Here is a 15,038-nt window from a genome sequence, read left to right as displayed (position 1 = left end):
AATTATGGGGCTGATTACCATTTATATACCCTTTTTTCTATACTTTCGGAGTTTGGTAGAAAAGTGGAATAGATTTTGACTTGGCCAAAGCAGGCTAAAACGATACGATTATGAAAAGAGCACTACTTCTGATTTGGCTACTCACAGCGGCTGTTGCAGTACAGGCACAGAGCCAGCTTGTGTTTAACGAAGCCATACCTGTTTCTTTCCTGATAAAGCAGGAAGCGGCTGGCAGCAGCAGTCAGGTGAATAGCAACAAGATGATCCAGCTGCTAACCGAAGGCGGCACGACTAGCAGTAAAACCGGGGGCCGCCCCAGCCGCAAGCCTGAGTTTGTAGTGCGCCTGGAGCAGCATTCCCGCATTGCCAGAGCCGGTGATCAGTTGCAGATCAAGGTGCAGCTGCAGCAGATAGGAGTGAACGGCGATGTGCATTACCGTGGTTTCGACCTGGGCAACGTGCTCTTGCCCGAGCAGGCCAAAATGACGGTACGGTTGCTCAACAGCCAGCAGAAGGAAGTGAAGCGTTATAGCCTGCCTATCCTGAATCTGAAGCCAAACGGCATCGTGGCGCTGGAAACTTCTGTGCCGGACACCGCCAACAGCCAGGGCTATACCTTAAAAGTAGAGAGTTTGGGCTTGGTGTATACTCAGGCCGATGTGCAGGAACTGGAAGGACAGATCAACCTGGTCAAAGACTATTATGCAGCCGATGCCACGTTGAACAAGATGCTGCAGGATGTCGTGTTGATCAAGCACGACGATGTGGACCGCATCAAACAGGAGGACAAGCGCCTGCGCGATATGGAGGAAATGCTGGACAAACTGCAGGACAAGCGCTTCTCTGACAAGCTGAGCCTGAATCAGTACGACCCGCAGCGCTATACCGCCAAATCAAACCAACTGAATCAGTTGCTGAAAGAGCGCCGCAAAGCCGTGAACCATACCCTGGCTACGCTCGACCAGCAGTTTTACAACCGGGGCATTAGCCTGATGGCCCGCAACAACCTGGCCGCTGCCAGCACTTACTTTGTGAAATCGCTGGAGGTGAACCCACGCTTTGCACCGGCGCACCTGCAACTGGCCCGCCTGGACTTTATGAGCGGCAACCTGCAGGGAGCGGCCGGCCGTACCCGCGACATCCTCACCCAAATGCGCGTGGACCCTGAAACGCAGCAAATGGCACTGGGGCTGGCGCACGATATCTACAGTTCGTTCATGGCAGAAGGCCACGCTCACAACGGTCGCGGTGATTACCGTAGTGCCGTAGCCGCCTACGCCGATGCCCGCGCCCTGTGCAGCACCCTGGGCGGACTGCGTTGTAACATGCCCGCCCTGAACGACGGCGAAGGCCGCGCCGTGTACGGCTACTACCGCAGCATGGTGGAGGAGGGCAAGCGCTTTCTGAGCAGAGGCGACCTGGCACAGGCCGACCAGTTGGCTAACGAAGCCTATACCTTCCAGCGCCAGTACGACTACCTGCTGCGCGACGCACCCGAGGCTGCCGAACTGCAGGGACAGGTGAAATACCAGTACTATGTGCAGCACATCGACAAAGGTCGTCAGGCCATCAAGTCGAAAGACTACCGTTATGCGCTGGAGCAGTTCGAGTCAGCATTGGCTTTGGAGCAGGGCTATACCTTCCAGCCTGTGCGTGAGCTTAATGGTTTGCTGCAGCAGGCCGCGAAACCGGTGCTGCTGAGTCAGTTGGCGGAGGGCTATACCCTGGCCATGAACAACCGGTTAAGCGATGCCAGAGCAGTGGCCAGTTCCGCTGAGAACATGCGCGCACGTTATGCCCTGGAGCGTGACAATGAGGTGCAGGGCAAGTACATTGAGCTCCGGGATCGCATCTTCACGCAGGAGTGTCTGAATGTCCAGGCCGATTACGATCGCCACTACCAGAATGCGCAGGCGCTTGTACGCGAGAAGAAGTTCATTGCCGCTGACCAGGCCTACCAGGCTGCTTTAACTGCGGCGGAAACGAAAGTAACCTGCACCATTGCTACGTTCACGGCAGAAGACGGCCGTGCCACCATTGGCGATGCTGTTGCCTATCAAAGTATGCTGGAAGAAGCAAACCGTATGGTAGCGACAGGTCGGTACACGGATGCGATACAACGCTACAACACTGCCGAACAACACTACCTGAGCAAGAAAGTTGCTCGTTTTGGATTGGATCATATTTCGCTTTACAATTTTGCCCGTGAGCAAAGCAAACTGGCTTTCACGGCTTCTGTGGTAGATCACTTCACCGACATCCATCAGGAGAAAGCTGCTCTGCAACTCCTGACCAACCTGCTCAACCATGGCTATGCGAAAGGCAAAACCAAGAAGGTGCAGCAGCAGCTAGGTATACAGCTGGCGATACAAGACGTGAGCAGCGGCCGGACTGAAGCGGCCAAGGTGCTGGCAGCCGGCTATACCCAGGGCGATAAAAAGCTGAAACACCTGGGCAAGGCCTACGAGAAAGAGCGCAAGAAACTGGCAAAAGGGTAAATGCCGATGAAAACAACAAAGCCTATCCAATGGATAGGCTTTGTTGTTTTTCTGAACAAGGTATAGCGGCTACATTTTTTCAAGTGCCTGTGCCAAAACCCCTTCCTTCAGCGCATAAGCCGACACCCGGATCTCTTTCAGGTGATAGGTCTCCAGCACGAAGTCGACCAGTATACTTGCCAGCACGATCATATCCACGCGCATCTCCAGCATACCAGGTATAGCCAGGCGCTCGTCGTGGGTTTTGTGCAGCAGTTCCTGGTATATCTTGTAGAAGTCCGAGATTTGCAGTGAAGAAGCGGCAGGCTGCGAAAGCTGCCGGGCATTGTCACCGTGGCTCAGGGCATCGATGTCGCAGAGGGTGTCGAACGTACCGGATGCGCCTACCAGCCGGACGGGCTTATACCTTGCTACAGCATCGGTGAGTGGCTGTAGTTGCACCGCCAGGAATTGCTTCTCGGCTGCGACCTCCGCATCAGGTATAGGATCGGCGCTGAAGAATTTGTCCATCAGGCGCTGGGCACCTACCTCAAAGCTTTGCTTCCAGAAAATCTCCTGATTGTTGCAGATAATAAACTCCACACTGCCCCCGCCAATGTCCATGATCAGCGAGGTCTGTTCGTCCAGCACACCAGCCGAGCGCACGCCGTGGTAAATCAGCTCTGCCTCACGTTCCCCGTCGATGACCTCTACCTGAATGTCAGTTTGTTTGTAAATGTCTTTAATAAAGTCCTCCCCGTTGCTGGCATTGCGCACCATGCTCGTGGCCATGGCCCGCACCGTCTCCACGTCGTATTCGTCAATTTGCCTGCGAAAATCATTCAGCGTTTTCAAAGCCCGCTCATAAGCCTCCGGCGCAATAGCCCCCTTGCTGATGCCGCCCTGGCCCAGTCGAACCGGCAGCTTGGTTTTCACGAAGTCCGTGCGGTTACCGTTTTCATCTACCTCTGTGATGAGGAGGTGAAAGGTGTTGGTACCCATGTCGATGAGTGCGAGGCGTTTGGTCATAGGAGAGGGGTTAAAACGAATTACATCGTATCAAAAGTGGCGAAGATTGCCCCAATCAGAAACAAGAGAATATAAAAAGCTATTGCAGCAGATATAAGCGCAAATACCAGAAAGAACAGGTATACGAAAAATTTCTGTATAGCCGGGTAATTAGTATAGCTCAGATTGTAAAAAGGGGTTTTGGTGGCATATATGTGCGACCAGATAATAACGGCCAATGCTCCTAAGAATGCTCCAAGGAGGCTGGTAAGCATACCTGTCGAAAATCCTCCGCTTAGTAGAATCATAACTTAATCTTCAATGTCAATGATTGAGAAGCCAACCTTACACTACCTCTTCGTGGCCGCAGCCAACATAATTCACCTCAAGGATAAATCATCAAAAACACGAAAGCGAACAGGTTGACGAGCAATACCACCCCGTACACAATATTCGTCTTACCGCCACTCAGCGACAGCATCACCGTGAACACGGACAGGCCTAGTAGGATAATGGACTTGATGTCGAGCCCCAGGATGATGGGAATATCATAGTAGATGCAGACTGCCGCCACGCTTGGTATCGTTAGGCCGATACTTGCCAGGGCCGAGCCGAGCGACAGGTTGATACTGGTCTGTAGTCTGTTTTTTCTGGCGGCGTTGATGGCGGCTATACCTTCCGGCAACAGAATGATGCCTGCAATCACAATACCTACCAGTGTTTTGGGAAGGCTGTAGCTCGTGATAATACTCTCGATGGTAGGCGACAGCGTTTTTGCCAGCAGCACGACAATGCCCAGGCAGACAATCAGAAACAGCAGGCTGATTATAAACACCCTGTTACTGATGATGATCGGCACCGCTTTTTCTTCATCTTCATCCTTCCCAACTGTCAGGAAATATTGGCGGTATCTTCTGGTTTGCGCAAACAAAAAGCATCCGTAAATAACCAGGCAGGCACCAGAGGCAAAAACGAGTTGGGGTGTAGAGTAGTAAGCTCCGGATACGCTTTCCGTGAAAGTAGGAAACACTAGTGTGAAAACGACAATGGAGATAAGCGAAACCAAGGCAATGGTAACGGAGGGTTTGGAAAAGTCCTGTTCGTAATGCTTCAAACTTCCAATCAGCAGGCAAAGCCCGACTATGCCGTTGAGAATAAGCATGGTAGCGGCATACACGGTGTCTCTGGCAAGCGAAACAGCCGCCTGTCCTTCTGTCATCATCAGTGAGACAATGATCGAAACCTCAATAACTGTGATGGATATAGCCAGAATGATCGTGCCGTAGGGTTCGCCAACTCTTTCAGCAATTACTTCAGAATGATGCACTGCTGCCATCACACTAAATACAAGTAGTAAACTAGCTACAACCTGAAATATACTACTGTCGCTGATAAGTCCGGAAAAGAAAAGTACCCAGGCTAGTACCGGGATGACAGTCGTCCACTGTAACAATGATCTCATTGTATATATAAGGGTATAAGTGTGATTTAAAAGTTTTTCAACTTGTATGGTAGCGCCACCCCGGAGCTAGTGCTACTAATTGTTTTTAATAGGCTTAGCAGAAAACAAAAGCGCCAGGAAAAGTCTATTTCTGCAGTATATTCCTAATTTCCCGCGGAGCTAAACCGGAAGAAAGTGCCCAGGGGCAGTTTGCGCGCGCCACGGTCGTGCAGGTATATCTCACCCAGTTCTTCATGCTTGATTTGCTCTCCAAACGTCAAACGCATCAGGTTGTCCAAGATCAGGGCTGAGAAGCCAAGGGAGTAGAGGTTGATGACCAGGAAATAGTCAGTTTTGTCGAGCATCTGGTGGCAGAGTTTGATGAGCTCGTTCAGTTCGTTTTCCAGTTGCCATTTCTCGCCGTTCGGACCACGGCCATAGGCGGGCGGGTCCAGTATGATGCCGTTGTAGGTATTGCCGCGCTTCACCTCCCGGCGGGCGTACTTCATGGCGTCTTCCACGATCCAACGCACATTGTCCAGGCCGCTGGCCTCCATGTTGTCGCGGGCCCAGAAATTCACCTGCTTCACCGAGTCAAGGTGGGTCACGTCGGCGCCGGCGGCTTTGGCGGCCAGGGTGGCGGCACCGGTATACGCAAACATGTTGAGCACCTTCGGCGTTTTAGTCTTCAACGAGCGGGTGTTGTCGTAGATGAACTTCCAGTTACTGTCCTGCTCCGGAAAGAGGCCCACGTGCTTGAACGAGGACAAGCCCAAGCGGAAGCGTAACTTCAGGTCCTGGTACTGGTAATTGATGAACCACTGCTCGGGCATTCCTTTTTTAAGTTTCCACTGGCCTTTGTCCTGGCTGCCTTTGTCGCGGGTGAACTCGGCATTGGCCATGCGCTGCCACTCCGACTCGGGAAGATGCTTGTCCCAGATGGCCTGCGGTTCGGGGCGTGCCACATAGTATTGCCCGAATCGCTCCAGTTTTTCGAAATTTCCGGAGTCAACGAGTTCGTAGTCAGTCCAGTTTTCTGTTGTTAAAAAGGAATACATATATTTGCTGTTTATAATCGGCGCACGCCGGGGGACGGCAATTTACGAATTTAATGCCGCGTCTGAAAGTGCACGTATCAGCTGTTTTAAATGTTTTAAAGTATGCCACTAAGCTTTTATAAATACCAGGGTACGGGCAACGACTTCGTTATGGTTGATAACCGGAAGATGAACTTCCCGGCAGAGGACGAACAGATGATAAAGCATTTGTGTGACCGCCGGACCGGCATCGGCGCTGATGGACTGATTCTGTTGCAGGACCACGACGAATACGACTTCGAGATGGTTTACTTTAACGCAGACGGTCGCTTGGGTTCTATGTGCGGAAACGGAGCCCGCTGCACAGTGCGTTTTGCCAAACAGCTTGGTGTAATCGAGGATGTGGCTTATTTTCTGGCAGCCGACGGCGAGCACCAGGCCACCATCGAGCGTGAAGAGATACAGCTGAAAATGGGCGATGTGACGGGTGTGGAGCGTATTGGAGAGGACTTCTATCTGAATACCGGCTCGCCTCACTATGTGCGCTTTGTAGACAATGTGCGTGACCTGGATGTATATGCCGAGGGCCGCGCCGTGCGCTACAACGACCGCTTCGAGGCTAAAGGGACCAACGTGAATTTTGTGGAACGTCTTTCTGAGGACACCATTTACGTGCGCACCTACGAGCGCGGTGTGGAAAACGAAACGCTATCGTGCGGAACCGGCGTAACGGCCTGCGCCCTGGTGGCAGGTATGCGCGGTATGGAAAGCCCGGTGCGCGTTAAAACCCCCGGAGGTAACCTGCAGGTGAGCTTCGAACAGCACGGCGACAACTTCCGGTACGTATATCTGACGGGCCCTGCCAGACTGGTGTTCACTGGCACGGTGCCGCTTCCGGAGAAGGTATAGCCCATGTTTCTGAAAGGCGACCATACCTGCCTGCGGGCCCTCGAGCCGACCGACCTGGATTTTCTCTATACCCTGGAGAACGATACTTCCACCTGGCATGTCAGCAACACGCTTACGCCCTACGCCAAGTTTGTGCTGGAGCAATACCTCGAAAACGCCGCCCTCGATATCTACACCGTCAAGCAACTCCGGCTCGTCATCTGCAACCATCAGCAGGAACCCATTGGCGCCATCGACCTCTTCGACTTCGATCCACTGCATCGCCGCGCAGGTATAGGCATTGTTGTTTCTGCCGCATACCGTGGCCAGGGACACTCATCCGAAGCATTACATCTTTTGCTCAACTACTGTCAGCATACCTTGCAGATGCACCAGGTATACTGCAGCATCACGGCCACCAACCACACCAGCATCAGGCTTTTTAATAACGCCGGCTTCGAGGAAGTCGGTATACGACGCGAATGGCTGCGCAAATCTGATGGTAGTTGGGATGATGTGGTAGAGATGCAGCTGCTGTTCGTCTGAATCGGGATTTAAGGATTGACAGGATTCTCGTGCATGATTGACATCCCCCTGCCCCCTTCAAAGGGGGACTTTGGCCTTTACCATTTCAGGGGTATAGGTGTTGTAGTTTCTGCAGTTTAGATTCCTTCTGATTTAATCCACTCCTGCCCCTCCCGAGAGGGGAACTAGCCCTTGCCATTCTACAGGTATAAGTTTCGTGGTTATAGCAGTTTTTTTGCCGTACCGGGTCCAACCACCCCTGCCCCTCCTTATCCAAGGAGGGGAGTTTGCCGCTGCCCAATTCTTAGGTATAAGTGTTGTGGCAAACTACTTCTGGCAGGTATAGGAAGACTAACTTGCACGCCTACTACGAAGCAGAAAGCTGTTCCCGGTGCACTCTTGACGATTTTGTGTTTGAGCGGTCAGCGAGTTTAAAAGCGTCTTGATTTTTTTGCTTACTTTTTTCATCAAGGAAAAAAGTAAGGCCCGCCCGGCCAGGGCAAGCTATAAAACAACATAGGTTCCTATACCTGCGAAAGCATTAGCCACAAAGCAAGCTATACCTATACCTGGGCTAGAGGCCCCACTATACTAGTCACGAGCGAGGACGCTCGCGCTATACCTGCACCAACTCCAAAAAACAAAAAACCTGATATGTCACAATGCCACAGCCCTTCCCAATACTTTCCCTTTCTGACACAGGAATTTACAAGGCCTGTGCTTTGTTGAGGATGTAAGTATAGCCGATCGGTAAATATGGCAGATTGGCTATACCCGTGTTATTCTGGTATTGTTTTGGCGCATTGCCTTAGATATGTCAGAAAAACACTTTATTTTTGACGATATTGCAAACGCAGAATTTCATTTAAGAACAACCAATACAGATGTTTGATTTTTTCGGTAAAACCGTTGCGAAACTATTCGGAACCAAGTCCGACAGAGATATAAAGGAGGTAGTACCTTACGTATCCAAAATTAATGAGGAGTACGCGAAGCTTACCAGCCTGACCGACGACCAGCTTCGCCAGAAAACGGTCGAAATTAAAGGCATTATTGATGAGCGCCTGAAGCCTACCGACGATAAAATAGCTGCCCTGCACAAGCGGGTGGCCGATGAGACGGAACTGAACATCGTGCAGAAGGAGAGCATCTTCTCTGAGATAGATGAACTGGAGAAGGAGCGTAACAAAGAACTGGAGGTAGTGCTGATGGAAGTGCTGCCTGTCGGTTTTGCCATTGTGAAAGAAACAGCCCGCCGCTGGAAAGAGAACGGTCAACTGGTGGTAACCGCCACTGACATGGACCGCCAACTGGCTGCGCGCAAGCCAAACGTGCAACTGGACGGCGAAAAAGCTGTTTGGGCCAACAAGTGGGAGGCTGCCGGCAACGAAATTACCTGGGACATGCTGCACTACGACGTGCAGCTGATCGGTGGTATCGTGCTGCACCAGGGCAAGATCGCGGAGATGGCTACTGGTGAGGGTAAGACCCTGGTGGCGACGCTGCCAGCTTTCCTGAACGCCCTGTCTAAGCGTGGCGTGCACGTAGTAACCGTAAACGACTACCTGGCCCGTCGTGACTCCGAGTGGATGGCACCATTATTCGAGTTCCACGGCCTGACCATTGACTGCATCGACAAACACCAGCCTAACTCCGAAGGACGTCGTAACGCCTACCGCGCCGACATCACCTACGGTACCAACAATGAGTTCGGTTTTGACTACCTGCGCGACAATATGTCACGCGAAACAAAAGACCTGGTACAGCGCAAGCACCATTACGCCATGGTCGATGAAGTGGACTCCGTGTTGATCGACGACGCCCGTACACCACTGATCATTTCTGGTCCGGTGCCGCGCGGCGATGAGCACGAGTTTTATCAACTGAAGCCACGCATCGCGATGCTGGTGGAGGCGCAGCGCAAAGTCGTGAACAACTTCCTGACGGAGGCCAAGCGCATGATCAAGGAAGGAAACACACAGGAGGGCGGTCTTTCGCTTTTCAGAGCCTACCGTGGTCTGCCAAAGAGCAAGCCGTTGATCAAGTTCCTGAGCGAGACGGGTAACCGTGCCATCATGCAGAAGGTGGAAAACCACTACCTGCAGGATAACTCCCGCATGATGCCGGAGGCCGACGAGCCGCTTTACTTTACCATCGACGAGAAGCACAACCAGATCGAGCTGACCGAAAAGGGCCTCGACCTCATCACAGGCCAGGGCGAAGATCCGCAGCTATTCATCCTGCCAGATATCGGCACCGAGATCGCTAACATCGAGAACAATAAATCGCTGAACGAAGAAGAGATACTGCACGCCAAAGAAAAGCTGATCGCTGACTTCCAAGAGAAGACCAAGCGCGTGCATACCATTAACCAGTTGCTCAAGGCCTATACCTTGTTCGAGAAGGACACGGAGTACATCGTGACGCCGGACAATAAGGTGAAGATCGTAGATGAGCAAACCGGTCGTGTAATGGAAGGCCGTCGCTACTCTGATGGTCTGCACCAGGCCATCGAGGCAAAAGAAAACGTGAAAGTAGAGGATGCCACGCAGACCTACGCCACCGTTACGCTGCAGAACTACTTCCGTATGTACCATAAACTGTCAGGTATGACGGGTACAGCCGAGACGGAAGCGGGCGAATTCTGGGATATCTACAAACTGGATGTGGTGGTTATACCTACCAACCGCCCAATCTCCAGAAAGGATGAGCACGACAAGGTATACAAGACCACGCGTGAGAAATACAATGCCGTAGCCGACGAAATCGTGCAACTGACAGAGAAAGGCCGCCCGGTGCTGGTAGGTACTACTTCGGTAGAGATCTCGGAGCTCCTGAGCCGTATGCTGACATTGCGCAAGATCAGACACCAGGTACTGAACGCCAAAATGCACCAGAAAGAAGCCGAAATTGTGGCCGAAGCTGGTAAGCCAGGCACAGTTACCATCGCGACCAACATGGCTGGTCGTGGTACCGACATTAAGCTAACACCAGAGTCGAAGGGTTCAGGTGGTCTGGCCATCATCGGTACGGAGCGCCACGAGTCCCGTCGCGTTGACCGCCAGCTGCGTGGTCGTGCCGGCCGTCAGGGTGACCCGGGTTCTTCGCAGTTCTTCGTGTCGCTTGAGGATAACCTGATGCGCCTGTTCGGATCTGACCGTATTGCCCGTCTGATGGACCGCATGGGTCTGGAAGAAGGCGAAGTGATTCAGCACTCGATGATCACGAACTCGATTGAGCGTGCGCAGAAGAAAGTGGAGGAAAACAACTTCGGACAGCGTAAGCGCCTGCTTGAGTACGACGACGTGATGAACGCCCAGCGTGAGGTGGTGTACAAGCGCCGCCGCAATGCCCTGTACGGCGAGCGTCTGGAGCTCGATATCTGGAACATGATCTATGATATCAGCGAGGACATGGTGGTGAACTACAAAAACACGGTTGACTACGACAACTTCCAGCTCAACATTATCCGTGTATTTGGTATCAATACCACAATCACGGAAGACGAGTTTAAGTCTGGTCAGGCCAATGCCCTGGTAGAGCGCCTGTACAATGAGGCTCTGAATCACTACCTGGCCAAGAACAAGCAAATCGCAGAGCAGGCCTACCCGATCATCGAGAACATCCACCTGAACCGTGGGCCGATGATCGAGAACGTGGCCGTGCCGTTCACAGATGGCAAGCGCCAACTGGCCGCTGTGGCTAACCTGACCAAGACGTATGAGTCGCATGGCATGGAGCTGATCCGTGCAATGGAGAAGATTATTACGCTAGGTACGATTGACCAAGCCTGGACTGACCACCTGCGCCAGATGGACGACCTGAAGCAAGTGGTGCAGAACGCCGTGTACGAGCAGAAAGACCCACTGTTGATCTACAAGTTTGAGTCGTTTGAACTGTTCAAGCGTATGATCGGCAAAGTGAACGAGGAAACGGTATCGTTCCTGTTCCACGCCTATATTCCGGTACAGGCACCAGAGCAGGTACAGGAGCCGCGTGTGCCGCAAATGCCAAAAGCGCCGGTGCTGCACGAGCAGAAAGAGGAAGTGCACTCGTCGCTGGATCATAACAGCAGCCCGATGCACGCTCCGGAACCTGAGAAGATAATGCCCGCCCATTCGCAGAAACTGGCCGGACGCAATGACCGCGTGAGTGTACAATACAACGATGGCCGCGTGTTGAAAGACGTGAAATTCAAGACGGTAGAGGACGACTTGCTCCACAACCGTTGCGTACTGATTGAAGAATAATTAAGATAGCCGCCTTCTGAAAAGCTGAGCGGCTATACTTTTATATGATCATCTAAAAGTGAAGGATATAAAAGCGGATGCAAATCCAGTCTTTATATCCTTTACTTTTGTAAAAAACATCTTTTGTCAAAAATTATGTCAGGAGAAGAACTTGCTACCTATATAGACCACACCATCCTGCGTCCGGATGCTACACAGGATCAGGTGCTGCAGCTTTGCGACGAAGCCCGCGACTACGGTTTCGCGGCAGTATGTGTACCGCCTTGCTACGTGCAGGCTGCCACTGAGCGCCTGGGACCGGGCGCCCGGGTAAAAGTAGCCACAGTGATCGGCTTTCCGCTGGGTTATCAGCATCCTAAAGTAAAGATTCTGGAAACCCACCAAGCCATCGCCGACGGCGCTAATGAAATCGATGTCGTGATGAATGTGTCGTTTTTCAAGTCGGGCAGGTATAGCGAGATAGAGAGTGAGTTAAGCGATCTGGCTAACTTCTGTCATCTGAAAGAGGCGGAACTGAAGGTGATTATTGAGACCGCGTTGCTTTCGCAGGACGAGATTACCAAAGCCTGTGAAATTTGCGCTGCGGCCAGGGTAGACTTTGTGAAAACATCGACAGGTTTTGCTTCGGGTGGAGCCCGGGTGGAAGATGTGCAACTGATGCGTCGCGTTCTGCCAAACCACATCAAAATAAAAGCATCGGGCGGCATTAAAACATACGCCGATGCTGTCGCGTTAATTGAGGCTGGAGCCGACCGTTTAGGTTGCTCGGCCAGTATCCAAATTGTAAAGCATGAACAGAGCGCTTAGTTTCCTTTTTATCATTGCCCTAATGGTATCCTCGGCCTGCAAGCCTTCGGCAGAGGCCCGTACAAGCACGCCGGACAGAGCTAGTGCCCGCGTAGTGGACGACATCAGTGTATACCGCCCAACGTACCCAGCCGATGATGCCAATGCCCCGGCAGTTGCCAGGGTAGAGCCCACGAACCATGCCAATGCCAAGGTAGCTGTACTGATGGATTCGGTGGCCAGCGTCAACAAGAACATTCGCTATGCGCAAGGTTACCGTATTATGGCCTATAACGGATCGGAACGCCAGACCGTGATGAACCTACGCAAAGCCATCATTGCCCGCGTGCCGGAGCAAAAGGATTATCTGACCTACCAGCAACCGAACTTCCGACTCAAAATAGGCGACTACTTTAGCCGTATGGAGGCGCAGCAGGTACTCAACCAGATCAGCGACCTGATACCCAATGCCCACATTGTGCAGGACCAGATCAACATACCGAAGCAATAAGGTATAGCGGTCTGCTACAGGTATACAGCGTTGCAGTTGCTTAGGCGGCTGCAACGTTTTTCTTTTTATATTTGACAGCTTGTAATAAGGTGAATAGTGCCTTATCACTGAAATACTTACATGAATCAACTAGCACAGAAAATAAAAAAGCTGGCCACGACCTATACCCACGATACGGTAGGTATACGCCGGCACATCCACGCCAATCCGGAGCTTTCCTTTGAAGAGCACAATACGGCCGCTTACGTGGAGCAGGTGTTGCAAAGCTATGGATTGGAAACAGTGCGTATGGCTCATACCGGGGTGGTAGCCTTGATCAAAGGACATCATCCGGAAAGCAAAACCATCGCCCTGCGCGCTGATTTGGATGCCCTGCCGATCACGGAGCAAAACGCCGTGGATTACAAATCGAAGAATGCAGGTGTGATGCATGCCTGCGGGCACGATGTGCACACGGCCTCTTTGCTGGGCGCGGCCCGTATTCTGCAGGAAGTACGAGGAGAGTTTGAAGGTACTGTGAAGCTGGTGTTTCAACCAGGTGAGGAGAAGTTTCCGGGAGGAGCCTCTATCATGATCAAAGAAGGGGTACTGCAGCAACCGGCCCCATCAGGTATCATAGGCCAGCACGTGTTCCCGATGTTGCCGGCCGGCAAGGTTGGTTTCCGGTCAGGCATGTACATGGCTAGCGCCGACGAAATCTACATTACCGTAAAAGGCAAGGGCGGTCACGCAGCCCTGCCGGAGCTTAATGTGGACCCGGTGCTGATCACGTCGCACCTGATTGTGGCGCTGCAGCAGATCGTGAGCCGGCACGCTAGCCCCAAAGTGCCGACAGTGCTCTCCTTTGGCAAAGTGGAAGCGTTGGGTGCTACGAATGTGATTCCGAATGAAGTGAAGGTGGAAGGCACGTTTCGGACCATGGATGAGGTATGGCGCAAAGAGGCACACGGCCGTATACGCAAACTGGCCGAAGGGCTTTGCGAAAGCATGGGCGGCAGCTGCGACATCGACATTAAGTTTGGCTACCCTTTCCTGAAGAACGACCCAGACCTGACCGGCCGTGCCCGCGAGGCGGCAGTGCTATACCTTGGGGAAGAAAACGTGGTGGACCTTGACCTGTGGATGGGTGCTGAGGACTTTGCCTATTACTCGCAGGAAGTGGCTGCCTGCTTCTACCGCCTGGGTACACGCAACGAGGCGCGAGGCATCACCTCTGGCGTACATACCCCAACATTCGATATAGACGAAACAGCATTGGAAACCAGCATCGGCTTGATGGCCTGGATTGCCGTGCAGGAATTAGTAGCCCAATCAATAGACTAAACAAATATGAAGAAGCTATACCTGATACTATCACTGGCTGTGCTGCCGTTCTTGGGCCAAGCCCAGAGCAAGGTGAGTGCGCCTACCGCCATCTGGCCCGAACTGCAACTGAGCTACGGCCTGGGCGAAAGCGGGCTATTGTTTCTGCAGAACCAGTATCGCATCAACACCGATAGCCGCTACAACGGGGTGGGCAGCTTCGAGCGCATAGAGTTCACGCTGGGATATGAGCATACCTTTACCGACCACTGGCTGGCAGGCGCTATGTTCCGTTATGCGAAAGAGGACATGCCTTCGAGTAACTTCACATCAGCTTTCCTGCGCCATGCCGGCACTATCAAGAGTTTGTATTTTAACAAACAGTTGACACTCGATTATGTGAACCAGGAGCGCCGCGATCCTTTCGCGCGGTTCAGGCTGGGGATAGAGCTGGGCAAACGCCTTCCGTTGGGAGACCGTTTCATCACACCGTCCCTGTCGTATGAGATGCTGGTGGTAAAGGATTTTGGGGAAGAAACGAACGATCTGCTGGTGCGCACCATCGACCGGACCCGCCTCAGATTAGACGCCACTTACGAGATCAGCGACAAGTTCCGTATCACGCCCTACTTCCTGCGGCAGACCGACTACTATTTTGTGGAGGTGAGTCCGAAATATGATGAAGACGGGGTGCTGGTCGAGCAGGGTTATACCACGAAGCGCAACCGCATCTCGCCTGTGTTTGGGCTAGAACTAAAATATACCTTTAACAGAGCCACCTCTACAGCCAGCTATTCCTATTAAACTTCTGAA

General features: G+C 52.4%; 12 protein-coding genes. 8 read left to right on the top strand and 4 right to left on the bottom strand.

What is annotated here, in order from left to right:
* The first annotated feature begins 110 nt into the window (after positions 1-110).
* The gene (locus tag AC4QZR_RS02400) at positions 111-2,498 is read left to right on the top strand and encodes a hypothetical protein (RefSeq protein WP_494479497.1); all 2,388 of its coding nucleotides are present in this window, start codon (positions 111-113) and stop codon (positions 2,496-2,498) included.
* A 69-nt stretch (positions 2,499-2,567) separates the two neighbouring features.
* On the opposite strand, the gene AC4QZR_RS02395 is transcribed toward AC4QZR_RS02400, so the two are convergent.
* The 4 genes from AC4QZR_RS02395 to AC4QZR_RS02380 all read right to left on the bottom strand — a co-directional run bounded on the left by AC4QZR_RS02395 (position 2,568) and on the right by AC4QZR_RS02380 (position 5,984).
* Positions 2,568-3,506 carry a Ppx/GppA phosphatase family protein gene (locus AC4QZR_RS02395; protein WP_494479496.1) on the bottom strand — a complete coding sequence of 313 codons (939 nt, stop codon included), beginning with the start codon at positions 3,504-3,506 and terminating at the stop codon, positions 2,568-2,570.
* Positions 3,507-3,526: 20 nt separating this feature from the next.
* The gene (locus AC4QZR_RS02390) at positions 3,527-3,793 is read right to left on the bottom strand and encodes a hypothetical protein (protein WP_494479495.1); all 267 of its coding nucleotides are present in this window, start codon (positions 3,791-3,793) and stop codon (positions 3,527-3,529) included.
* A 77-nt stretch (positions 3,794-3,870) separates the two neighbouring features.
* Entirely contained in the window at positions 3,871-4,947 is a 1,077-nt protein-coding gene (locus AC4QZR_RS02385; protein ID WP_494479494.1) for a calcium:cation antiporter, read from the bottom strand.
* Positions 4,948-5,090: 143 nt separating this feature from the next.
* Positions 5,091-5,984 carry a class I SAM-dependent methyltransferase gene (locus tag AC4QZR_RS02380; RefSeq protein ID WP_494479493.1) on the bottom strand — a complete coding sequence of 298 codons (894 nt, stop codon included), beginning with the start codon at positions 5,982-5,984 and terminating at the stop codon, positions 5,091-5,093.
* Positions 5,985-6,086: 102 nt separating this feature from the next.
* Here AC4QZR_RS02380 and dapF point away from each other — a divergent pair, with 102 nt between their 5' ends.
* The 7 genes from dapF to AC4QZR_RS02345 all read left to right on the top strand — a co-directional run bounded on the left by dapF (position 6,087) and on the right by AC4QZR_RS02345 (position 15,029).
* Positions 6,087-6,872 carry a diaminopimelate epimerase gene (gene dapF, locus AC4QZR_RS02375; protein WP_494479492.1) on the top strand — a complete coding sequence of 262 codons (786 nt, stop codon included), beginning with the start codon at positions 6,087-6,089 and terminating at the stop codon, positions 6,870-6,872.
* Positions 6,873-6,875: 3 nt separating this feature from the next.
* The gene (locus tag AC4QZR_RS02370) at positions 6,876-7,397 is read left to right on the top strand and encodes a GNAT family N-acetyltransferase (RefSeq protein WP_494479491.1); all 522 of its coding nucleotides are present in this window, start codon (positions 6,876-6,878) and stop codon (positions 7,395-7,397) included.
* Between the two features lie 863 nt (positions 7,398-8,260).
* Positions 8,261-11,626 carry a preprotein translocase subunit SecA gene (gene secA / locus AC4QZR_RS02365; protein WP_494479490.1) on the top strand — a complete coding sequence of 1,122 codons (3,366 nt, stop codon included), beginning with the start codon at positions 8,261-8,263 and terminating at the stop codon, positions 11,624-11,626.
* Positions 11,627-11,761: 135 nt separating this feature from the next.
* The gene (gene deoC / locus AC4QZR_RS02360) at positions 11,762-12,433 is read left to right on the top strand and encodes a deoxyribose-phosphate aldolase (protein WP_494479489.1); all 672 of its coding nucleotides are present in this window, start codon (positions 11,762-11,764) and stop codon (positions 12,431-12,433) included.
* A complete protein-coding gene (locus tag AC4QZR_RS02355; protein WP_494479488.1) occupies positions 12,417-12,923 on the top strand; it encodes a sporulation protein in 507 nt (168 codons plus the stop codon). Before deoC ends, AC4QZR_RS02355 begins: the two co-directional genes overlap by 17 nt.
* A 120-nt stretch (positions 12,924-13,043) precedes the next feature.
* On the top strand, positions 13,044-14,246 hold the full coding sequence (locus tag AC4QZR_RS02350; protein WP_494479487.1) for a M20 metallopeptidase family protein: 1,203 nt from the start codon (positions 13,044-13,046) through the stop codon (positions 14,244-14,246).
* A 6-nt stretch (positions 14,247-14,252) separates the two neighbouring features.
* Positions 14,253-15,029 (top strand): porin family protein, encoded by a 777-nt coding sequence (locus tag AC4QZR_RS02345; RefSeq protein WP_494479486.1) that lies wholly within the window; start codon positions 14,253-14,255, stop codon positions 15,027-15,029.
* The last annotated feature ends 9 nt before the right edge of the window (positions 15,030-15,038 follow it).

The organism is Pontibacter sp. YIM B11418, from assembly GCF_059278805.1.
This window is presented reverse-complemented; position numbering and strand designations above follow the sequence as displayed.